We start from the raw sequence: 22,053 nt of genomic DNA, 5'->3' as shown, positions 1-22,053 counted from the left end.
TCCTAGTTTCGGGAGGGCGCCGGGTCGCACGCGCGGATTGCGCATACGTGAACCGGGGCCGACGTACCAGTCTGCCAGCACTGGCCGCATCTCCCAAAACCGGGGACGGCCCGGAACTATTCCCCGGTCCGCTACCGGCTCCGTACGACCTGGCCCGCGTCGCCCTTGTCGCCCGCCGAGCCCTTGGTGGCGGAGGCCGGCACGGGCTTGTCCTGCCGCAGCGCCTCCCACACCCGCTGCGACTGGCGCTGGAGCGGCAGGACGCGGTTGGGGTCGGCCGGGTCGTACCGCACGGGCAGCGTCATCATGTTCATGTCGCCGGGACCGATGCCCTTGAGGCCGTTCGCGAAGCCCATGAGCTCCTTGACCGAGGCGAGGTCGGAGTCGGTGGTGACGGCCTTGGTGGCGCTGTCGGCCAGGCCGAGCAGCTTCTTCGGGCTGGTGAGGACGCCGACGTCCTTGACCTGGTCGACCAGCGCCTTCACAAAGGCCTGCTGGAGCTGGATGCGGCCGAGGTCGCTGCCGTCGCCGACGCTCTTGCGGGTCCGTACGAGACCGAGCGACTCCTCGCCGTCGAGGGTGTGCGTGCCGGGTCTGAGGTGCAGCCGGCTCTTGTCGTCGTCGATGGCCTGCCGGGTGGTGATCTCCACCCCGCCCAGCTCGTCGATGAGCTTCTTGAAGCCGGTGAAGTCGACCTCGACGTAGTGGTCCATGCGGATGCCGGACATCTTCTCGACGGTCTTGACCGCGCAGGCCGGGCCGCCGGCCTCGTACGCCGTGTTGAACATCTGGTGCCCGGCGCCCGGGACGGTGCCGCCGCCGCTGTCCGAGGCGCAGGCGGGCCGGTCGATCAGGGTGTCGCGCGGTATGGAGACGACGCTCGCCTTCTTGCGGCCCTCGTACACGTGCATGACCATCGCGGTGTCGGAGCGGGCGGCGCCCTCGTCCTCGCCGTACTTCGCGTTGTCGCCCGAGCGGGAGTCGGAGCCGAGGACGAGGATGTCCAGGGAGCCGTTGTCGACGTCGTCGGGACGGTCGACGCCGAGCTGGGTGTTGATGTCAACGCCCTTGAGGTTGCCGTCGAGTTGGACGTACACGTAACCGAGTCCCGTGCCTCCGAGCAGCACCACCGCGGCGGCGGTCCACGCCGCGACGGTCAGCGCCTTCGGGCGGCCGCCGGGCTCCGGGGGCTTCCGGCGCCTGCCGGTGCCCCGTATTCGGCCGCTCCTGCTCTGCTGCTCACCCATGTTCTCCCCAGCGCTCGTTGGTTCCGGTACCTCCTGCCGTGGCGATCGGGCACGGTATGTCGGCACTTACGACACTTGTCAGACGGCGGATCACCGTGAAGGGTTGCACAACGCCCTGTGGCCCCTGCTGGGGGCAGGGGCCACAGGGCGCGGATGAGCGGTGTGGGCGAGAGGGACCAACGGCCTTTCTCACCAGCCGTTTCAGCCGAAGATGTTGTACTGCTGCCAGCCGGTGCCGATCTTGACGCGTGTGGCGAAGATCTCCGACGAGCCCTTGCCGGTGCCCGGGTAGAGATACATCGTGCCGCCGGGCGTACGGGCCAGGAAGTCGGCCCTGCCGTCGCCGGTGACGTCACCGGCCGCGTCGAAGGCGTTGTAGTCGCGCCACGTACGGACCTCGACCTTGGCGGCGAAGGCGCCGGTGCCGGCCTTGCCGGTCCCCTTGTGGAGGAACATCTCGGACGTGCTGGCCTTGCGGGTGATCAGGTCGGCCTTGCCGTCGCCGGTGAAGTCGCCGTTGCCGCGCACGGAGTTGAACTGGCCGTAACCGGTGCCGGCCTTGACGCGGGGCGAGAAGGTGCCGTTCCCCTTGCCCGGGTAGATCCACAGGACGCCTACGGAGTCGACCGACAGCAGGTCGGGCAGGGCGTCGCCGGTGACATCGCCGGGGACGACGACGTGCTTCCTGGAGCCCCAGCCGGACGCGATCTTCGTGTTGGCCCACTGCCGGGTGGACGGCACGTAGTGCGACCACCAGAGCTCCCCGGAGGTCGTACGGACGACCAGGTCTTCCAGGCCGTCGCGGTTCAGGTCGCTCTGGAGGATCACGTTGGTGCCGCTGTAGTCGCCCTGGCTGACACGCGCGGCCAGCGAGGTGCCCTTGGAGGCGTACGAGTAGAGAGTGCCGCCGGAGCTGCGCCGGGCAAGGACGTCGGAACGGTGGTCGCCGCTCAGGTTGGCGTCGTCCACCCGCGGGACGACGGAGCCGGCGTACGAGCTGACTTTGGCGTAGACGCTGTACGCGCCCTTCTCGACGCAGTCCTTGATGCCCCACGAGACCACGCCGACGATCCTGCCGCCGACGACCAGCGGGCCGCCCGAGTCACCGTTGCAGGCGGTCTTCGTGCCGCTGTCCCGGCCGCTGGCGGGCTTGCCCGCGCACACCATGTGGCCCTTGACGAACTGGTGGCCCAGCTGCCAGTTCGCGCACGTGGCATCGGAGTTGAGCGGCAGCTCCGCCTTGCGGAGCGTCTGCGAGACGGCGTTGCTGGTGGACGTGGTGCGGCCCCAGCCGTAGACCGTGGCGAGGGTCCCGGGCCGGTACGACGCGGTGTCGTCCGACTTCGTGATGTTGATCGGCCTGGCCTTGACCGGGGCGGCCAGGGTCAGGACGGCGATGTCGTTGTCGAGCGTGTAGTCGCTGTACTTCGGGTGGTTCCACTGCCGCCGGACGGCCGACTTCGTGCCGCCGGTGCCCAGCTTGTCGCTTCCGGTGACGACGACGCCCTTGGCCTTCCAGTCGACGCCCTTGACGCAGTGCGCCGCGGTGAGGATCTTCGTTGGCGCGACGACGGCGCCGCCGCAGAAGAAGGAGTCGGGACCGTCGTTGTAGAAGAGCTGGGCCATCCAGGGAGCCGACGCGATGCTCGTGTTCGTACCCCCGATGACCATCGGCTCGATCGTCCCGCCGGACGAGAACCGGTCCGAAGTGGGCGGCTGCTGGGCCTTCTTGGCCGCCGACGCCAGCCGCGCGGCCAGTTCCGCCTGGGAGGGTGCGGTGACGGACGGCTCGCTCGCGGGCGGCTCGGGCGGCGGCGGCGCCGCGTTGGCCGGGGCCATCAGCATCGCACCGGCGACGGCGGCCGCGATCACCGCGCCCGCCACCGGTACGGCTGCGCGTATCCGGCGGCGGTGCCGGCCGCCCTGCTTGCCAGAGATCACTCGGGACTCCTGATTCAGATGTACGGGAAGGCGCCCCAAATGGATCTCCCCACCTGCGGCCGATCGATCGTACGACCGACTCCCGTACACCTGGGGCCACTTGTGACCAACCAGTGAACACAACTTGGCAACACCCTTACCGTTCCCGGGGTTTACATCACCGGGAACGACAAAGCCGCCCCGCCACTTTCGTGACGGGGCGGCTCAGCGGTACCGCGGCGGTCAGTCGCCGCCGTTGCCCGACGGGGTCGTCTTGGCGATCTGCATCAGGAACTCGGCGTTCGACTTCGTCTGCTTCATCTTGTCCAGCAGCAGCTCGATCGCCTGCTGCGAGTCGAGCGCGTGCAGCACCCGGCGCAGCTTCCAGACGATGGCGAGCTCTTCCGCGTTGAGGAGGATCTCCTCCTTGCGGGTGCCGGACGGGTCGACGTCGACAGCCGGGAAGATGCGCTTGTCGGCGAGCTTCCGGTCGAGCTTGAGCTCCATGTTGCCGGTGCCCTTGAACTCCTCGAAGATCACCTCGTCCATGCGCGAGCCGGTCTCGACGAGCGCGGTGGCCAGGATGGTCAGCGAGCCGCCGTCCTCGATGTTGCGCGCCGCACCGAAGAAGCGCTTCGGCGGGTAGAGCGCGGTCGAGTCGACACCACCGGACAGGATGCGTCCGGAGGCGGGAGCCGCGAGGTTGTACGCACGGCCCAGACGGGTGATCGAGTCGAGCAGGACGACCACGTCGTGACCCAGCTCCACGAGGCGCTTCGCGCGCTCGATGGCGAGCTCGGCGACGGTGGTGTGGTCCTCGGCCGGCCGGTCGAAGGTCGAGGAGATGACCTCGCCCTTCACCGACCGCTGCATGTCGGTGACCTCTTCCGGACGCTCGTCGACCAGGACGACCATCAGGTGGCACTCGGGGTTGTTGACGGTGATCGCGTTGGCGATCGCCTGCATGATCATGGTCTTGCCGGTCTTCGGCGGGGCCACGATCAGGCCGCGCTGGCCCTTGCCGATCGGCGCGACGAGGTCGATGATCCGGGTCGTCAGGACGCCCGGGTCGGTCTCGAGGCGCAGTCTGTCCTGCGGGTACAGCGGCGTCAGCTTGTTGAACTCCGGGCGCCCGCGGCCGGATTCGGCCGCCATGCCGTTCGCGGAGTCGAGGCGTACGAGCGCGTTGAACTTCTCGCGGCGCTCGCCGTCCTTGGGCTGGCGGACGGCGCCGGTGACGTGGTCACCCTTGCGCAGGCCGTTCTTGCGCACCTGGGCCAGCGAGACGTACACGTCGTTCGGGCCCGGCAGGTAGCCGGAGGTCCGGATGAACGCGTAGTTGTCGAGGATGTCCAGGATGCCCGCGACGGGGATCAGGACGTCGTCGTCGGAGACCGGCGGCGCGTCGCTGCCGAACTCCTCGCGGCCACGACGGCCACGGCGGTCGCGGTAGCGGCCGCGGCGGCCACGACGGCCACCCTCGAAATCGTCGTCGTCCTGGGGTCCGGCGCCCTGCGGGCCGCCCTGGCCGCCCTGGCGCTGCTGGCGCTGGCCGCCCTGGTCGTCGCCCTTGCCGCGGTCACGGCGGTCGCCGCGGTCCCCGCGCTCCTGGCGGTCGCCGCGCTGGCCGTCACCGCGCTCCCCGCGCTCGCCGCGGTCGCGCTGACCGCGCTCCCGGCGGTCGCCGCGCTGACCGCGCTCCTGGCGGTCGCCGCGGCGGCCCTCGGCGGTGTCGACGGCGGCCTCGGCCTTGGCCTCGGGCTGCGCGTCGGTCCGTACCTCGGTCTTGAGGTCGGCCTTGGGCTCGGCCTTCACCTCGGTGGCGACAGCCGACTCGGGGCTGCCCGCCTGCGCGGTGGCGCGACGCCGGCGGCGCTCGCCGGCCGGCTGGTCGTCACTGGCCGGCTGACCGGGGATGTCGATCTGCTGCTGCGCCACGGCCTGCTCGGCGGCGGGCGCGGCGGCCGGGGCCTTGGCGCTCTCGTCGCCCGTACGGGCCTTGGAGGTGGCGCGGCGCTTCGGCTTGGTCTCGGCGGTTGAGCCGGCCGTCTCGGCGCTCTTGGCCGGGGCGGAGCCGCCGGCCTGCGTTTCCTTGATGACCTCGATCAGCTGGCTCTTGCGCATACGCGCGGTGCCCCTGATGCCGAGGCCGGACGCGACCTGCTGCAGCTCGGCCAGGACCATGCCGTCGAGGCCGGTGCCGGAGCGGCGGCGGCGTGCGGCACTACCAGTGGCAGCACCTGCGGCGGACGCGGTGTTGTCGACATTCTTGTCGGCAGTCACGCCCATCAGATCGGTGGTGTCGCTCACGAAGGGTCCTTCCCTGGAGCGGACGTCGGCCTGTCTGGCTCGGCGACCGGTTGTGCTGTCCGACTGCGGTCTTGTTGAACCGTGCCGGGGCGGTGGTCCGCCGGATATGGCGGAGAGATAAACGTGCTGGGGGTCCGGCTCGTGCAATTGCCGGTTCCGGAGCGTGCTCGAAACTGCTCAGGCAGGCTGCTCAGGCAGTTGGGGAGGCTCCCGGAAGAAGTGGTCCCGAACGGGGACACGATGCACCGCGCCACAAGGACGCCGGGTGCAGACTTGAGATTAACACTACCGGATCCAACAAATATTCCCCCTCTCGTTCACCGGCAATCGCGTGTCACTGCGCCCCGAGCGGCAGGACACTCGCTCCCGCGGCGTCGAGAGCCAGCCGATTGGCCGCCCACCCCTCGCCCGCGAGCCGTGCGACCTTGTCGGCCGCACTGTCCTCGACCAGCGCGAGGACCGTGGGGCCCGCGCCGGAGATGACCGCGGGGACGCCGTCCGCGCGCAGTCGGTTGACCAGGGCCAGGCTCTCCGGCATCGCCGGGGCGCGGTAGTCCTGGTGGAGTCGGTCCTCGGTCGCCGCGAGCAGCAGCTCGGGACGCCTGGTCAGGGCTTCGACGAGCAGGGCGGCGCGGCCCGCGTTGGTGGCGGCGTCCACATGGGGGACGGTACGGGGCAGCAGGCCGCGGGCGGTCTCGGTGAGCACCGGCTTGCCGGGCACGAAGACCACCGGAACGATGGAATCCGCAGGATCCATCCTGATCGCCCTGGCCGCTCCCCCGTCGGTCCAGGCCAGCGTGAAGCCGCCGAGCAGGCAGGCGGCGACGTTGTCGGGGTGGCCCTCGATCTCGGTCGCCAGCTCCAGCAGCGCCGCCTCGTCGAGCCGTGCGTCGCCGCCTATGGTCACGGCGCGCGCGGCGACGATCCCGGCGCAGATGGCGGCGGAGGAGGAGCCGAGGCCGCGGCCGTGCGGGATGCGGTTGGCGCAGACGACCTCCAGGCCGCGCGGCTGTCCGCCGAGCAGGTCGAAGGCGGTGCGGAGCGACCGTACGAGCAGGTGACTCTCGTCGCGGGGCAGCGTCTCGGCGCCCTCACCTGCGATGTCTACGTGCAGCCCGGAGTCGGCGACCCGGACGACGACATCGTCGTACAGCCCCAGCGACAGGCCCAGGGCATCGAAGCCGGGACCAAGATTTGCGCTGGTGGCGGGGACGCGCACCCTTACGGCGGCGGCGCGGAACGCGGGACCGGCCATCGCTCGACGACTCTCCTTGTGGGACTGCGAGATTGTGCGGACTGCGACATTCTGAAGGACGTACGAACACCCGGAGGCCATGACGGCAGCAGCACCGCGGCATATGCGGCGGGGCGGGTTGAGTACAGCCTATCGAAGGAAGGTTCTGTGACGACATAGGGCGCACAGGAGGCGCACGATGCGTGTCGCGAGCCATCCTGTGCGCCTATGTCTGGTCTTACGGGGCCTTACGGGGCTTTACGCCACCGGCCGGCCCCCCGCCCGGCCTCTACGCGAGACCGAGGCGCTCGGCGGCCGTGGCGGCGTCCACGGGCACCGTGACGGGCTGCGGCGCTCCGGCCACCGCCCAGTCCGGGTCCTTGAGGCCGTTTCCGGTCACCGTGCAGACGATCTTCTGGCCGGGGTCGACCTTGCCCTCGTCGGCGGCCTTGAGCAGACCGGCGACGCTGGCGGCCGAGGCGGGCTCGACGAAGACGCCTTCCTGGGAGGCCAACAGGCGGTAGGCGCGCAGGATCTCACGGTCCGTCACCTCGTCGATGAAGCCGCCCGACTCGTCCCGCGCCGCCAGGGCGTACTGCCAGGAGGCGGGGTTGCCGATGCGAATCGCGGTGGCGACGGTGTGCGGGTCCTTGACGACCTCGCCGCGCACGATCGGGGCCGAGCCGGAGGCCTGGAAGCCCCACATGCGGGGGGTCCGGGTGGAGATCTTGTCGGCCGCGTACTCGCGGTACCCGCGCCAGTACGCGGTGATGTTTCCAGCGTTGCCGACGGGAAGAACGTGAACGTCCGGGGCGTCGCCGAGCCGGTCGACAATCTCGAAGGCGGCGGTCTTCTGGCCCTCGATGCGGACCGGGTTGACCGAATTGACCAGCGCCACCGGGTAGTTGTCGGAGAGGCTGCGGGCGAGCGTCAGGCAGTCGTCGAAGTTGCCGTCGACCTGAAGGATCTTGGCGCCGTGCACGAGCGCCTGGCCCATCTTGCCGAGCGCGATCTTGCCCTGCGGCACGAGGACGGCGCACACCATTCCGGCGCGCACCGCGTAGGCGGCGGCCGAGGCCGACGTGTTGCCGGTGGAGGCGCAGATGACCGCCTTCGCGCCCTCCTCCTTGGCCCGGGTGATCGCCATGGTCATGCCGCGGTCCTTGAAGGAACCGGTCGGGTTGGCGCCCTCGACCTTGAGGTACACCTCGCAGCCGGTGCGCTCGGAGAGGACCTGCGCCAGTACGAGCGGCGTGCCACCCTCGCCGAGCGTGACGACGGGCGTCGTCTGCGTCACCGGAAGACGGTCCCGGTACTCCTCGATGATGCCGCGCCACTGGTGGGTGCCGATGCTGGTCATGGGTCCTTACTCCCCTTCAACACGCATGATGCTGGCGACACCGCGCACGGTGTCGAGCTTGCGCAGCGCCTCGACGGTCCCCGAGAGGGCGGCGTCGGGCGCGCGGTGGGTGACGACGACGAGGGATGCCTCGCCGACTCCGTCCTGTCGGCTCTGCTGGCGCACGGTGTCGATGGAGACGCCGTGCTCGGCGAAGACCGTCGCGACCTGGGCGAGCACACCCGGCTTGTCGGCCACATCGAGGCTGATGTGGTACCGCGTGACGACCTCCCCCATGGAGCTGACAGGAAGCTGGGTGTACGCGGACTCGCCGGGCCCGGTGGTCTCCGCGACCAGGTTCCGGCAGACCGCCACGAGGTCGCCGAGCACGGCGGACGCGGTCGGCGCCCCGCCGGCGCCGGGGCCGTAGAACATCAGCTGCCCGGCCGCCTCGGCCTCGATGAAGACCGCGTTGTACGCCTCGCGGACCGAGGCCAGCGGGTGGGTCAGCGGGATCATCGCCGGGTGGACGCGGGCGGTGACGGAATTGCCGTCGGCCGCGCGCTCGCAGATGGCGAGGAGCTTGACGGTGCAGCCCATGCGCTTGGCGGAGGCGATGTCGGCGGCCGTGACCTCGGTCAGCCCCTCGCGGTGCACGTCGCCGATCCGCACCCGGGTGTGGAAGGCGATCCCGGCCAGGATGGCGGCCTTGGCGGCGGCGTCGAAGCCCTCGACGTCGGCGGTGGGGTCGGCCTCGGCGTACCCGAGGGCGGTGGCCTCGTCGAGCGCCTCGGAGTAACCGGCTCCGCTCGTGTCCATCTTGTCGAGGATGAAGTTCGTCGTGCCGTTGACGATGCCGAGCACGCGGTTGACCTTGTCACCGGCGAGGGATTCGCGCAGCGGCCGTACGAGCGGGATGGCGCCCGCGACGGCGGCCTCGTAGTACAGGTCCCGTCCGTGCGCCTCGGCGGCGGCGTGCAGGGCCGCGCCGTCCTCCGCGAGCAGTGCCTTGTTCGCGGAGACGACGGAGGCGCCGTGCTCGAACGCGGTGGTGATGAGGGCCCGGGCGGGCTCGATGCCACCGATTACCTCGATCACGACGTCGATGTCACCCCGTTTGACCAGCGCGGTCGCGTCGGTGGTGATCAGCGAGGGGTCGATGCCCTCGCGCACCTTGGAGGGGCGGCGCACGGCGACCCCGGCCAGCTCGACCGGGGCGCCGATGCGGGCGGCGAGGTCTTCGGCGTGCGTCGTCATGATGCGCGCCACCTCTGAGCCGACCACACCACAGCCCAGGAGCGCCACCTTCAGCGGACGCGTACGCATCATTCGACCTACGCCTTTCATTCGGCACAGCGTTTCTTGCATGAATGTGAACCAGTCTCACTCACCGGACGGGACTTTCTGTCCGTGGTCCAGATTGCGAGACATCTATTTCATCAGCCGACATCGAGACGCAGGAGATCCTCCTCCGTCTCGCGTCGGACGATGACCCGGGCCTCACCATCATTCACCGCGACGACGGGCGGGCGCAGCGAGTGGTTGTAGTTGCTCGCCATGGAGCGGCAGTAGGCGCCGGTGGCCGGCACGGCGATGAGGTCGCCGGGCGCGAGGTCAGCGGGCAGGAACGCGTCCCGCACCACGATGTCACCGCTCTCGCAGTGCTTGCCGACGACACGGACGAGCATCGGCTCGGCGTCCGAGGTGCGCGACACCAGCGCCACGCTGTACTCGGCGTCGTACAGGGCGGTGCGGATGTTGTCCGACATGCCGCCGTCGACGCTCACGTATGTACGCAGCCCCTCCAGCGGCTTGATCGTGCCGACCTCGTAGAGGGTGAACGCGGTGGGCCCGACGATCGCCCGGCCGGGCTCGACGGAGATGCGGGGGGTGCTGAGCCCGGCGGCCTCGCACTCCCGGCCGACGATCTCGGTCAGCGCCTTGGCGATCTCGTGCGGCTCGCGGGGGTCGTCCTCGGAGGTGTACGCGATGCCGAGGCCGCCGCCGAGGTCGATCTCGGGCAGCTCGACGCCGTGCTCGTCGCGCACCTCGGTGAGCAGCTGCACCACGCGGCGGGCGGACACCTCGAAGCCGGCCATGTCGAAGATCTGCGAGCCGATGTGCGAGTGGATGCCGATGAGCTCCAGACCGTCGAGCCGCAGGGCGCGCCGTACCGCTTCCGCGGCCTGGCCGTCCGCGAGGGCGATGCCGAACTTCTGGTCCTCGTGGGCGGTGGCGATGAACTCGTGCGTGTGGGCCTCGACGCCGACGGTCACCCGGATCTGTACGCGCTGCCGCTTGCCCTGGCTCTGCGCGATGTGCGCGACGCGGACGATCTCCTGGAAGGAGTCGAGGACGATCCGCCCCACCCCGACACGTACCGCCCGCTCGATCTCCTCGACCGACTTGTTGTTGCCGTGGAAGGCGATGCGCTCGGCGGGCATGCCGGCGTCGAGGGCGGTGGTCAGTTCCCCGCCGGAGCAGACGTCGAGGTTGAGCCCCTCCTCCTTGAGCCAGCGGACCACGGCCCGGGAGAGGAACGCCTTGCCCGCGTAGAAGACGTCGGCGTCCGGCCCGAAGGCGTCGGCCCAGGCGCGGCAGCGGGCGCGGAAGTCGCTCTCGTCGAGGAAGTAGGCGGGTGTGCCGAACTCCTCGGCGAGGCGGCTGACTTCCATGCCGCCGACGGTGACGACGCCGTCCTCGTTGCGTCGTACGGTCCGCGCCCAGACCTTCTCGTCGAGCGCGTTGAGGTCGGCGGCCGGGGCGGTGTAGTGGCCCTCGGGGTAGACATCGGCGTGACGGGGCCCGGCGGGGTGTGCGGAACGGCTCATGGTCCTTCTGTCTCTCTCACAGATGTTCGGGTGCGCTGATGCCGAGCAAGGACAGGCCGCCGGCGAGCACCGTCCCGGTGGCCTCGGCGAAGGCCAGCCGGGAACGGTGGGCGACCGAGGGTTTCTCGTCGCCGAGGGGCAGGACGGGGTGGGCGTCGTGGAAGCGGAAGAAGGCCTCCGCTGTCATGTCCAGGTGCCGCGCGAGCCGGTCGGGCGCGCGGTGGCGGGCGGCGGCTTCGAGGACGGCGGGGTAATCGGCGAGAGCGCGTACGAGCGCCTGAGCCTCGGCGCCTCTCCCCGTGCCCTCGGCGTCCTCCCCGTGGAACCCGAGGTCGGCGGCGTTGCGGACGACGGCGCGGGTGCGGGCGTGGGCGTACCGGACGCGGAAGAGGGGGTTGGTCTCCCGCTGCACGAGGAGGTCGTCGGCCGAGGCGGTCGCGGTGGGCCAGACGAGGTGCCAGACGGCGGCGTCGCGGCCCAGGAGGGCCACGAGGGCCCGTTCGGCGGGGTTCTCGCCGCCTTCGGCGGCTGCCGTGCTGTACGCGGCGCCGCCCGTTCCGTTCCCGGCGCTTCCCGTACCGTCCTCGCCGCCCGCCGTGCTGTTCTCACCGCCGCCCGTACGGACGACGCTCGCGCCCAGCGCGTGGGCGATCCGGGCGACGGCGCGGGCGAGCGTCCCGGTGCCGACCCGGACTACGTCACCGGCGAGGGCGGCCCCGTGGCCGTAGGCGCGGCCCTGGGCGAGGACGGTGCGTACGACGGAGGAGTGGGCGTCGGGGGCGAGGGTGAAGTTCAGGAACCCGGGGCCGGTGACCTCTACGTCGACGATCGCGTCGTACCCGGTCAGCAGCAGCTGGGCCCGCAGGATCTCGGCGACCTCGCGGGCGGGGCGGCCGGCGGGGCCGGCGAGCTTGAGGGCGACGTTGGTGGCGTAGTCCCCGCGGCCGCCGGGCCGCGGCCGCTCGACGACGGCGCGCTCCGGCACCGGCGCCCGCAGCACGTCCGCGTCCACGGCGCGACGCACGGCGCGCAGCACGGTACGGGAGAGCTCTGCGGGGGTCACGGCACAAGCGTATGGGAGGAGGGGGGCCTGAACGCGAACCGGTTTCGCCATGCGGGCACCGGGGGCGCCACCCGACCGGGTGACGGGCTTCGAGCCGGGAGGCGCATCGGCGATCGGGGTGGGCGAGGCCTGGAGGGCAGGCCGACAGGGATCCACTCAACGGTCACGGCTCGGCCGCTCGGCCGCTCGGCCGCTCGGCCGTCCAGCCGGTCAGCCACTCAGCCCGGTCAGCCACTCAGCCCGGTCAGCCGACAGTACGGCCGGCCTGCCCGGCTTCGTGCATGTCGTCGGCCCGGCCGTCGTTCCGGCCATCGGCCCGTCCGTCGTTCCGGCCTTCGATCCGGCCTTCGGCACTGTCGTCACCACCGCTGGCCTCGACGCTGCCGTCAACAGCCGATGTGCGCTCGCGGCGAGCCAACTGCCGTACGAGGCGGACCAGCTCGGCGGGCTCGAAGGGCTTGGAGAGGAAGGCGTCGACACCGACCGCGAGGCCGCTCTCCACCTCGTACTGCGTACAGGCGCTGATGATCGCGAGGGGCAGATGGCGGGTCCCGGGGTCGTCCCGGAGCCGCGCGGCCGTACGCAGCCCGTCGAGGCGCGGCATCACGACGTCCAGCGTCACGACATCGGGGCAGACGCGGTGAACCATGTCCAGAGCCTCGGCACCGTCGGCCGCGGTCACCACCTCGAAGCCCTCCAGCTCGAGATTGACCCTGATCAACTGCCGGATGACCTTGTTGTCGTCCACAACAAGCACGCGGCCGGACACGCCTGGCACAACTCGAGAGTAGGTCGCCCCCGACCACCGCGTCCGGCTTTTGCCGACTTCCACCCGCACGGGGAGGTCGCACGACCCGAGCCGCGCGACCTCCCGAAACCTGTTCATGAACACCCGACCGGAGCTGGTAGTGTTCAACCCGTCGCCGCTTCACCGCGGCGGTACGCCCCCGTAGCTCAGGGGATAGAGCAACGGCCTCCGGAGCCGTGTGCGCAGGTTCGAATCCTGCCGGGGGCACAGAAGCCGGACCAGCGTGAAACACCCGCTGACCTGCGGAAGTGCCAGACTTCAAGAGCCGGACCCAGTCCCACTGGGTCCGGCTCTTTGTCGTTCTCATTCGCTGTTCCCGAGTGAGTGGCGAGTGAGCCTTAAGGGGCCGATCAGCGCCACCCCGCACCTAGGGGCTCATCCGCTCTTGAAAAGATCGCTACCGGCGGAGACGAGGGTGCCGACAGCGGCCAGGGCAGCAATCACCGCGGCAATCGCTGTCAACCGCTCCATCATGGGTAGCCGACTCCACAAGCTGCCGACCAACAGGTTGCGGGTGGGCTCCAGGCATCCTCTGCTGGTCCGGTCTTGCAACCATTCCTTGACGGCGAAGCCAAAAAACCCGGTCACAATCAGCCCGAGGAATGTCAGGGGCGGCGGCGCACTCCCCGGCTCAGGGGTGTACCAGAACACCCCATACACCAGCATGAAGCCGAAGATCACAAGGCCCGTCAGAGACTTCTGCAGCTGCTTCCTCGGTTCGGACACTGGGCTGTCCCTGCCGCCGATCGCCTTGTCTTCGAGGAAGATGCGGATTTGGGTATGGGTGCCGTAAACGAGATTGGCGTCAGTGCCGGCGACCGTCGCACTTACCATCTGCGGCGTGAGATGCATGGTCACCGTGCGCCTACCGGACGGGTCAGTAGCGGTGAACTTGACGTTGTCCCACTCCTCCGGATTGCCGGGCAGCGGGGCTGCCTGAACCGCCGCTATCAGCTCTGTGAGGCTCGGCGCACTAAAGACGCGGCTGTGGCGCTCGTGTGAGACTTCGATCTCCGTGGGCCTGAAGCCCTGCGACGCCACGGTGAAAAGGGAGTCGAGCTCACGGCGGCCGAGACGACATCCGTAAGACGTCATGGGCAGGGTGACGGGCGGGGTGGCCATGCGCCACATGCTCCCACCATGAGCCCTGCTGCGAGACGGAGTTGGGCCTAGAGGACGACCAACGGTAGCTGTCAGCTTCCCTGCGCCCCAACTCGACCCGATGTCAGGCCTCATGAGACCCCGAACGATCCACACCCTTGCCTGACCACCCCATCGCCTGCTCGATTTTCCTGTTGTTGAGCGCCTCGTGACCGTCGATACAACCCTCGTACCGGCGGTGGATCACCTCAGGTGAGTTGCCCGCGCGGCGCGCTACTTCCGCGACGGGCACTCCGGCATTCAGCCAGTTGGTGATGCAGGTGTGCCGGAGGTCGTAGGGCCGGTGGGCGAGCGGGGAGCTCTCCTTGTCCGGCGGAAGAGCGATGAGCCGGGCTTCTTGCCAGACACGCCAGTAGCTGGAGGTTCCCAGCACGTCGCCACGCTCGTTCGGAAAGAGCCGGCCGTCTTTCGCCGTGCCGAACTCCTTGATGTGGTCTAGAAGCATCTCGACCAGCAGCGGCGGGATCGGCACGGGGCGGTCTGCCTTTGCTTCACGGGACTTCAAACCGCGCTTGTCGTGACGTTTCCCGGTGTCGGTCCACTTCTTGCCGGACACTGGGTGCGTCTCGTGGAGCGTCAGAGTCCCCCATCCCTTCTCCGGTAGGTAGCAGTCCTGCTCTCGAAGCCCGACCACTTCCGCCGGCCGCATCGCCGCGTAGAGCAGGCAGGCAAAGAACGCGACCAGACGCCGCCCGCGGTTGCGGTGAACAGATCCGACGTAAGAAACGGCTGTAAGAAGCTGCGTCCCTTGCACGGCGTTGACCAGGACTCTGGGGTCTACTGCGTCGTCGCCCTTGTATTTGGCCCGCTTCACGTACGCGAGCGGATTCTCTTCGAGGTACCCGCGCTCTATCGCGTATTCCATGGCCGTGTTGAAGCCGCGACGGCGCCGCTTATACGTCTCCCCCGCTGCCGGGGTGTCGTCCAGCTTAAAGGCAAGGCGGTACTGCACGTCCCGCAGCACCTTCGGATCTGTGAGTGCGGACAACGTCAAGGAGCGGGCCGCCAGCCAGACGCATGCAGCTTGGAGGTCCGGCGGAGGGTCCTCGTCCTTGTGCGCCGGCACGACGTACCAACGGACTGCCAACCGCACCTCTCCAAGCGTCGGTTTCTTGGGCCCGTCGCTCATCATTGCGAGCGCCACCGTGGCGAGACTGTCTGCCAGGCCCTCGCGGGTCTTGGCTGCCGTAGTACGCCAACGTGTTGCCATGTACTCGCGTGAGAACTCCCACCACGTGGGTTCCAGCGTCTCGTTGTCCTTTGCGGCAGCGGCACGGATCTCTGATTCCGGGAGCCCGGAATCCACATCGAACGCCTCGCCCTTGCGCATCGCCTGCCAGAGTTCCGAGCGGCGGCTTTCAGCGAGTGCCACGGTGGCGAAACTTGCGGTTTTCACCTTTCCCGCAACCGTCCAACGGAGTTGGTAGGGAGCGCGCTTGCTGTTGACCCTATTGACTTTCCACACCCGAACGTCAGTGGAGAGGGTCGGCTCTTCCGGCCCGGACGGGCGCCCGCTGTTGCGGGCGCCCGGGGCCTGACTCATCTTGCAGTGATTCACGCCGCCTCCTCCAACGCCCGCATCCAGCGCTCCAGTTCCGATCGCTTGATGCGCACCGAACCGTTGGGGAGCTTGATGGCCTTGGGACCCTTGCGGAGCTGTCGCCAGCGGTAGAACGTCGCTCGCGGTACTCCGATCTCTTCAATCACTTGGGGAATGGTCAGCATTTCTTCGCGGGACTTGGCCACGGGTGGGCTCCTTGCATCGCACGTTTCTGTGGCTCGTGGGCGGAACCGCTGACAGAACTGACAGAACCTGCCGTCCAGGGCGCTGGCCTGCGGTTTCGGCGCGTGGGAGCGTCGTGACAGAACTCGCGAAGACTCTGACAAAACTCCCGGTGCGAGGTTCTGTCACGACCGGGCCGCCGGGAGCGGGGGTTAGGTTCTGTCAGAGTTTCCGGAGGTTCTGTCGGAGCGGCCGATTCGACCGTCGCCGCAGGTCAGCGGGGCATGCCGCAGGTTGTGTCAGTTGTGTCGGTCCGGCGGGGGTTGTGTCAGGCGCTGCGGGTGAGGCGCGGATGCACCTCGTAGCGGGGCGAGGGCGGCCGGCCGCCGCGCCCAGTGCGCGGGGGTGGTGGCAGTTGGCGGAGCCAGCCGTGTTCCTCGAGCAACACCAGGGCGGGATCGAGGTCGGCCATGGCGGGGAAGTCACCGCGGGAGAGCTGCCGGAACAGCTCACGTTTCGTGAAGCCCCTGAACCGGGTGTCCCTAAGGTGTGTGAGGACCTGGTGGGCGGCTTCCTGCGCGGGGTCGGCGCCCATGGCGTCGAACACGTCCTGGGCGTGGGCGGTGAAGTAGTCGCCCAGCTCGGTTGCGGCGGCGAGCGTGGCGGCCTCGATGGGGCGCTGCCATGCGCCGTCGGGGTGGGTGGCAAGGTGCAGCAGTCCGGCGATGCGGGCTACGGCTCCGTCTCGTTTGCTAGCCCACTTCACGACGGCCGCGAGCGCCCCGCCCTTGCCGATGCGGGATTCGGTGACCTTCTGATAGGCGAGCATCACCGCGTCTGCTTCCGGCGTGAGCGTGAGGAGAGCGGGGTCGGTCCATCCGTTCAGGGCCATGGCCAGCCCTCCGAGACGCTGCGCGTAGGTGTCCGCGACGTCGTCGGGAATGAGCTGCGGGGTGAGGTTGCGCCGACCGACCAGCGATTCAGGCTGGGCGTACAGGAAGCGGGCGAGCAGCCCGCGCCCGTCGGCGCCCTTGATCTGCCCGATGGATTCGAGCACTTCCGGTTGCACCGCGAGACCCATGGTCACGGCGGGCCGCTCGATGTGCTGGGCGTCGCGGCCCTGCCGGTTGACCCGGACCATGTCGCCCGCGTGGCCTTTGAGGAAGACCTCCATGTTCGGGGCGCCGCTGTAGCGTCCGGCGATGATGTCGAAGATGCCGCCCTCCGGCGACAGCACTGAGATCCGCCCCTCCTGCTCGGTGAGCAGAGTGGCCAGGTTCTCTGGCGTCACGTCGTCCGCAACGAGCTGTGGCTTGCAGGGGACCTTGATTTCCTCGGCAGCCTGAGCGAGCGCGACGGCTTCGGCGGTGAGCTGGTCGCGCATCCCGGCCTCCGCGTTCGCCGCCTTGGCCGCTGCCTTGTCTGCGGCTGCCTTGGCTAGGCGGGCGGTGGTCTCGGCTTCAGCGCGGGCAGGACCAGAAAGTTCCACGAGGGTCTTTTCCACGGCCATCAGCGGCTCGGTCATGAGCGCGAAGACGGCGCTCTTGCGGTTGCCCGGATCGAGCGCGACGGCGGTGTAGAGGTTGACCGGCTCGCGCCAGCGGCCACGTACGCAGACCATGGCGCGGCCGCCGGCCGCCGTGGCGACGACTGCGAGGGCCAAGCACCCGGCGAGATCTGCCGGGGTCTGGGTCTCCTCGGCGACGGCCGCGACCATGTTCCTGAGCCAGTCGGGCAGGGCCTGCACGGGGAAGTCGGGCAGGTCCCTGCGGGCGGTGAGCGGTACCGGCTCGTCCCACACGGGGCCGGTGATCTCTTCGACGGCGAGAGGGTCAAAGCCCTCCCACAGGTCGGTGTTGTTCGTGGTGGTCATGCTGCGGTCCCCGTTCCGGCTGTGGCCTGGTGTCGGTCCTCGGCAGCCTGGCCAGGGCAGAGGGCAGAAAGGACGCCCTGTCGGGCGGCGACTTCCACGCCTTCTGTGACCGCGAGGGTCGGCTCGTCGGCGGCATGCGGGCAGTGCACGGCGGGCATCCTCATGCCGCCCTCCCGAGCGCAGCGGTGAGGCCGTTGGCGACCGCCCGTTGGGCGTAGGGCTCGGGGACACCGACCGATACCGCAGCGGCAACGACCTGCTGTCCCAAGGTGTCCAGTGCGCAAGGGCCGGGGCACTCCGCGTGCTGGGCTCCGAGGAACTGGGCGACGCCGAACGCCTGCGATCCGGCGCCGGACTCCGTGCGGGCGCGTACCTTGGCCAAGCCTCGCTCCAGGCCGGTTCGCACGTAACGCTCGGTGTGGCGACACCCGGTGGCCACGGTGTGGTCCCACACCGCGCGCTCGGGAGGTGAAGAGACCACGCCTCGCCCGGCGGGGGTGGTCTCTTCCTTGTCCACCAAGGCGCGGACGGCCGACGGCAGGTCGGTCATGGCGCCGGTGCCCGGTCCGAGCCAGCGGGTGTAGGCCATCGCGGACTTGATGTCCACGCCCGGCCGTACGGAGTTGGCCGACCGCATCGTTCCCCGGTAGATCCAGTGCTCTCCGCGCGTCGTCGGCACGATCCTGGTGACAGTCAGCGTTGCGCGGGCCCAGGCAACGGCATCTGCGTCGTCCAGGTCAACGACGGTCAGCCTCGCCCCGGCGGGGTGGTAGGCGACGGCTGCGGCCGTGCGCCACATTGGCGCCCAGGCAGCGGAGGTAATGACGTTGGGGTCCGTGGTGGCGGCTGCCCAGCCGTGGCACGCCTGCGGGCAACGGCAGGGACCAGCGGCCTTCATGTGCGGCCGGTCGCCGCACGCGCTGCCCGCGCAGGCGGGACAGTTCCCGAAGGGCACCTTGCCCTTGCGCAGGGGCAGCACGGGCACGCCGGCCGATGCGAGACGGAGCGCGGAGTGAAGAGCGTCCGGGAGCGGCGCCCGGTAGCTGGGCGCTCGCCGGACGGGGGTGGATTGCGTCATGCTGTGGGTTCTCCTGTTTCTTCGGAGGGACGGAGAGCCGGGGCGGTCGCGGTCTTTGGCGAGAGAGCGACCGCCCCGGGCGTAGCTACTTGGTCTTGGCCCAGTGGGCGTACTGCTGGCGGACGTAGCCGCGCGGGTCGCTCGCATCAGCCTGGGCGTCCAGCTCCATCACGCGGCGGGCCGCTTCGATGGCCACCTCGCCCGCGTCACAGGGGGCGTCATCGGTGAGGGCGATGCGGTCCAGGACGGCGGCCTTACGAAGCCAGAACTCCCGATCCAGCCACGCGAAGGACGGGCGGCCGATCGCCTCGTTGGTGGTCCAACCGATCTCGCTGATGACGCTCGGGGCGAGGGCGTACGCCTCTTCCGGCGTTGGCCATGCCTCCGGCTCCGGCTCGCCGTCGGTGAAGTGGTCGGCCGAGATGTAGAGCCGGGCGCGGTCACCGTCGCGGGTGGCGTACTGGCGTACCGGGCCGGTGGCGAATGCTGCGGTGAGGGTCTTGGTCACGCGGTCCGTGTCGGACGGGTCGCAGATGATGCGAATCTCGAGCATGGTCAGTGCTCCTTGGTGTTGTCGATGGCGGGGAGTTCGGGCAGTCCGGCGCGGGTGAGTTCCACCGGGTCGAAGCCGGGCAGCGTCGCGCGGGCGGTGAGCGCTTGGGCGAGGGCGGTGGCGTAGGCGGCGCCCTCGCGGGCGACCTCGATCTGTGCCCCGGCGCGTAGGGCTTCCACGCGTTCGGTGTGGGCGTGGGTCTCGCGGCGCTCGGTGGTCTGCCGCTCGTAGGCCACGGTGTCGCGGCGGTCGGTGCGCCAATGGCGGGCAGCGAGCCCGTACGCCACAGCGGTCGCCAGCGCCCACAGCAGCAGCGGCAGCGACCAGCCGTCGGCGTATCCGGCAACACCAGCGAGCGCGAGCCCTCCAGATGCGGCGAAACATGTTCCGGCGAGGACCCCGTCACCGGAGCGACCGGCGGAGGCGAACGCGCCGGCCGCCGCGGCTCCGGTGGCCAGCACGACCATCAGCGTGGCGTTGCCGACGGAGTGCTCAGCCCCGTTGGCGTTCCAGATCCGGCCGAGGATGAGCACGGTCGATGTGGCGATGGCCGGGGCCAACTTCGGAAGGACCACGGCGAGCGAACTGGGGGCAAGGATCGGCTCGTTCATCACGGCTCCCTAGAGGTTGCCGACGGCGTCGATGACGGCCGTCGCGAGCTGGTTAATGGGGCCGGAGGCTCCGGTGGAGGCGAGGAAGAAGCCGAACCCGGCGGCGACGAACGCGGAGCCGTAGCCCAGGGACTTGGAGCGGAGCAGGAAGAACAGGACCAGGGCGAACAGGGCCACGAGCGAGACGGTGACTGCCATGGCGTGAACTCCTTTGACTGTGTGTCGGGGTGGCTGGCTAAGCTGCGAGCGCTCTCGGGTGCTGGCAAGCTCGAGGGTCTGGCCGACGGTTGCGCCCGCCTAGCTCCTGCTCGGAGCGGGGTACGTCTCATGACGGGCACCGTCGGCCGCTTTGTGTCCGGGTCAGCGGGTGCCGTCGCGGTAGGTGCGGGCCCACAGGTTGTAGAGGTGTCGGCCGCGCCGTATGCGGATGCCGTGGCCGTTGCATTGGCGGCAGTGCTTGCCGCGCTTGGGCCGTCCCTTGCGGTCGTGCCTGAGGGCGAAGCCGAGTCCGTCGCACTTGTGGCAGCGGCCGAACGGCTGGGCAGCGCACACGCAGGCGTAACAGAGTGTGAGAATGATCAGCAGGGTGCTAGCGAGCAGCGGAAGGGTCATGAAGGACCTCCGGGGCGGGATTCGGGGTTTGCGCAGGTCGGCCGCTATCTGCTAGCGACCTGATCAGGTGTGGTTTGGGTCGCTAGCGGGGTCGCTTGCGCAAGCGACGGTTGATGCTTGCGCAAGCGACCTCCGGGGCCTAGCTCGCGTCCCGCTTCTTGTTGCGTTCCGTAATCACCCTGGAGAGGTCGGAGCGGAGAATGCCGCGCTTGTTGACGGTCTTGCCGCCGATGCGGCGGCTGATCTGCTCGGTACCGATGCCGTACGGCTTGAGCGCTGCGGTGAGCTGTTCGGCCTTGGGCTTGGGCTCCATCTCGGCCCACGGCCCGTAGACGTCGGGCCGCAGTTCGGCAAGGCGGTCCACGATGGTCTCGGACCAGAGCTTGGCCTCGCCCTTGCCGAGCACGGCGGCAATGTCGTCCAGGATCGTCGCCAGCGCGGCATCGGCCGGCGCTTCCCCGGCGGCGTCGCCAGTGAGGGTGCCTTCTGCCCCGCGCAGGACCTGCGCGCGGGTGAGAATCGTCTCCGCGTCCCGGCCATCGGCCAGGTAGGTGCGCACGATCCCGGCATCGTCGGTCATGCCCTTGAGCAGCCCAACGCCCTTGTGGGACTTGAGCAGCCGGGAGGCGTCCAGCCCTTCGCCGTACGATCCGGCACCGAGGATGGTCTCGGAGACCTGGTAGGCGCCGACCCGCAGCGCGAACCGGGCCTGGTGCTGGTCGCGCAGCACGGACGGGCAGGCGGTGTCGTCAGGCTTCTGCGTCGCGGTCATCACCGAGACACCGACGGCCGGCGCGACGCGGGCGAGGAAGACCAACAGCTCAAGGATGGTCTTCCCGTGTACGGGGTGCATCAAGTACTCCTGCACCTCGTCCACCACGAACAGCACGAGCGGCATGTCGTACTTCTTGTCCCGCGAGATCGCCGGGGTGAGCTTGCCCTCCGGGCAGACGTGCAACGGCAGTTCGGACAGCCGGTGGTAACGGTCCTCCACATCGGCCTTGAGTTCCTGCAGTGAGTTGACCAGGTGCATCACCGGGTCGATCCCGGCCTGCGGGACGGTGCCGAAGCCGACCCGGTGGGCGACCTTGGAGAACTTGCGCCAGTCCGGCGACGCCTTGCCGTCGAACACGTACAGCCGCACGTACGGGTCCAGGGCGGCGGCGAGCGCGATCGTGCGGGCGGAGAACGTCTTACCCTGCCGGGGTACTGCGCCGACCAGCAGCGAGACCCACAGCATGCTGATCTGCACCTCGTTGCCGCGCTCGTCACGGCCCCACGGGAACGGCTTCCAGAAGTCCACCCGGTCCATGCCCAGCAGCGGGGAACGGCCGGTCGGCACGGCGAGCGGGTCGCGGTTGGCTACCCACATTGACACCCGGCGTGAGCTGGTGGCATCGCGGTCCAGGAACACCTGGGTCTCCGCCACGTCGATGCCGGACGCGAGGGCGTCGCGCTTCTTGACCGCGTCGGAGAACGTCTTGCCGTACGGCAGGTCCACCACCACCCGCCAGCCGTCGCCGTCCTGCCGGATCGGCTGCGGGAACGCGACACCCTGATCCGCCTTGGTCAGCCCGGCCGCGAGGAAAGCTCGGGTGACGATGTCGGAGGTGAGCTTGCGGTGGCGGAACTTCACCTTGGCCGCGTCGATGAGCGGCCGGTCGGCCGGCGTCCCCGCCCACCCGAGCAC

At 69.7% G+C, this 22,053-nt stretch carries 19 protein-coding genes and 1 tRNA gene; 1 reads left to right on the top strand and 19 read right to left on the bottom strand.

Features of this window, described 5'->3' with window-relative positions; translation table 11 throughout:
- Nucleotides 1–131 precede the first annotated feature (131 nt).
- The 9 genes from E2E34_RS02500 to E2E34_RS02460 form a co-directional block, all read right to left on the bottom strand.
- Nucleotides 132–1,247 (bottom strand): LCP family protein, encoded by a 1,116-nt coding sequence (locus tag E2E34_RS02500; RefSeq protein ID WP_138900236.1) that lies wholly within the window; start codon nucleotides 1,245–1,247, stop codon nucleotides 132–134.
- A 201-nt stretch (nucleotides 1,248–1,448) separates the two neighbouring features.
- A complete protein-coding gene (locus tag E2E34_RS02495) occupies nucleotides 1,449–3,092 on the bottom strand; it encodes a trypsin-like serine protease (protein ID WP_138900261.1) in 1,644 nt (547 codons plus the stop codon).
- A gap of 318 nt (nucleotides 3,093–3,410) precedes the next feature.
- On the bottom strand, nucleotides 3,411–5,477 hold the full coding sequence (gene rho / locus E2E34_RS02490; protein ID WP_138900235.1) for a transcription termination factor Rho: 2,067 nt from the start codon (nucleotides 5,475–5,477) through the stop codon (nucleotides 3,411–3,413).
- Between the two features lie 334 nt (nucleotides 5,478–5,811).
- Nucleotides 5,812–6,732, bottom strand: coding sequence for a homoserine kinase (gene thrB, locus E2E34_RS02485; protein ID WP_138900234.1), 921 nt, complete (start codon nucleotides 6,730–6,732; stop codon nucleotides 5,812–5,814).
- 268 nt (nucleotides 6,733–7,000) lie between these two features.
- Nucleotides 7,001–8,071, bottom strand: coding sequence for a threonine synthase (thrC, locus tag E2E34_RS02480; protein ID WP_138900233.1), 1,071 nt, complete (start codon nucleotides 8,069–8,071; stop codon nucleotides 7,001–7,003).
- Between the two features lie 6 nt (nucleotides 8,072–8,077).
- The gene (locus tag E2E34_RS02475; protein WP_208765123.1) at nucleotides 8,078–9,379 is read right to left on the bottom strand and encodes a homoserine dehydrogenase; all 1,302 of its coding nucleotides are present in this window, start codon (nucleotides 9,377–9,379) and stop codon (nucleotides 8,078–8,080) included.
- A gap of 110 nt (nucleotides 9,380–9,489) precedes the next feature.
- The gene (gene lysA, locus E2E34_RS02470) at nucleotides 9,490–10,881 is read right to left on the bottom strand and encodes a diaminopimelate decarboxylase (RefSeq protein WP_138900232.1); all 1,392 of its coding nucleotides are present in this window, start codon (nucleotides 10,879–10,881) and stop codon (nucleotides 9,490–9,492) included.
- Nucleotides 10,882–10,897: 16 nt separating this feature from the next.
- Nucleotides 10,898–11,944, bottom strand: a complete 1,047-nt coding sequence (gene nrtL, locus E2E34_RS02465) for an ArgS-related anticodon-binding protein NrtL (RefSeq protein WP_138900231.1) — start codon at nucleotides 11,942–11,944, stop codon at nucleotides 10,898–10,900.
- Nucleotides 11,945–12,188: 244 nt separating this feature from the next.
- Entirely contained in the window at nucleotides 12,189–12,722 is a 534-nt protein-coding gene (locus E2E34_RS02460) for a response regulator (protein WP_138900230.1), read from the bottom strand.
- A gap of 165 nt (nucleotides 12,723–12,887) precedes the next feature.
- On the opposite strand from E2E34_RS02460, the gene E2E34_RS02455 reads away from it, so the two are divergent.
- A tRNA-Arg gene (locus E2E34_RS02455) sits at nucleotides 12,888–12,959 on the top strand.
- 168 nt (nucleotides 12,960–13,127) lie between these two features.
- Here E2E34_RS02455 and E2E34_RS02450 read toward each other — a convergent pair.
- The 10 genes from E2E34_RS02450 to E2E34_RS02405 all read right to left on the bottom strand — a co-directional run.
- Complete coding sequence (locus E2E34_RS02450) at nucleotides 13,128–13,874, bottom strand: hypothetical protein (RefSeq protein ID WP_138900229.1); 747 nt, start codon at nucleotides 13,872–13,874, stop codon at nucleotides 13,128–13,130.
- A gap of 103 nt (nucleotides 13,875–13,977) precedes the next feature.
- Nucleotides 13,978–15,456: a tyrosine-type recombinase/integrase gene (locus E2E34_RS02445; RefSeq protein WP_138900259.1), complete on the bottom strand. Its 1,479-nt coding sequence runs from the start codon at nucleotides 15,454–15,456 to the stop codon at nucleotides 13,978–13,980.
- 11 nt (nucleotides 15,457–15,467) lie between these two features.
- On the bottom strand, nucleotides 15,468–15,659 hold the full coding sequence (locus tag E2E34_RS02440) for a helix-turn-helix transcriptional regulator (protein WP_138900228.1): 192 nt from the start codon (nucleotides 15,657–15,659) through the stop codon (nucleotides 15,468–15,470).
- Nucleotides 15,660–15,964: 305 nt separating this feature from the next.
- Nucleotides 15,965–17,509, bottom strand: coding sequence for a YfjI family protein (locus E2E34_RS02435; RefSeq protein ID WP_138900227.1), 1,545 nt, complete (start codon nucleotides 17,507–17,509; stop codon nucleotides 15,965–15,967).
- Between the two features lie 160 nt (nucleotides 17,510–17,669).
- The gene (locus tag E2E34_RS02430; RefSeq protein WP_138900226.1) at nucleotides 17,670–18,587 is read right to left on the bottom strand and encodes a bifunctional DNA primase/polymerase; all 918 of its coding nucleotides are present in this window, start codon (nucleotides 18,585–18,587) and stop codon (nucleotides 17,670–17,672) included.
- Between the two features lie 85 nt (nucleotides 18,588–18,672).
- Nucleotides 18,673–19,140, bottom strand: a complete 468-nt coding sequence (locus E2E34_RS02425; protein ID WP_138900225.1) for a hypothetical protein — start codon at nucleotides 19,138–19,140, stop codon at nucleotides 18,673–18,675.
- A gap of 2 nt (nucleotides 19,141–19,142) precedes the next feature.
- Nucleotides 19,143–19,751, bottom strand: coding sequence for a hypothetical protein (locus E2E34_RS02420; RefSeq protein WP_138900224.1), 609 nt, complete (start codon nucleotides 19,749–19,751; stop codon nucleotides 19,143–19,145).
- Nucleotides 19,752–19,760: 9 nt separating this feature from the next.
- Nucleotides 19,761–19,949 (bottom strand): hypothetical protein, encoded by a 189-nt coding sequence (locus E2E34_RS02415; RefSeq protein WP_138900223.1) that lies wholly within the window; start codon nucleotides 19,947–19,949, stop codon nucleotides 19,761–19,763.
- Nucleotides 19,950–20,111: 162 nt separating this feature from the next.
- On the bottom strand, nucleotides 20,112–20,363 hold the full coding sequence (locus tag E2E34_RS02410) for a hypothetical protein (protein ID WP_138900222.1): 252 nt from the start codon (nucleotides 20,361–20,363) through the stop codon (nucleotides 20,112–20,114).
- A 139-nt stretch (nucleotides 20,364–20,502) separates the two neighbouring features.
- The coding region (locus E2E34_RS02405) for a cell division protein FtsK (RefSeq protein ID WP_138900221.1) at nucleotides 20,503–22,053 on the bottom strand (1,551 nt) is incomplete at its 5' end.

It is taken from the genome of Streptomyces albidochromogenes (assembly GCF_005981925.1).
Classification (GTDB): Bacteria; Actinomycetota; Actinomycetes; order Streptomycetales; family Streptomycetaceae; genus Streptomyces; species Streptomyces albidochromogenes.
Note: the sequence above shows the minus strand (reverse complement) of the source record. Positions and strands in the feature narration are given on the sequence as shown.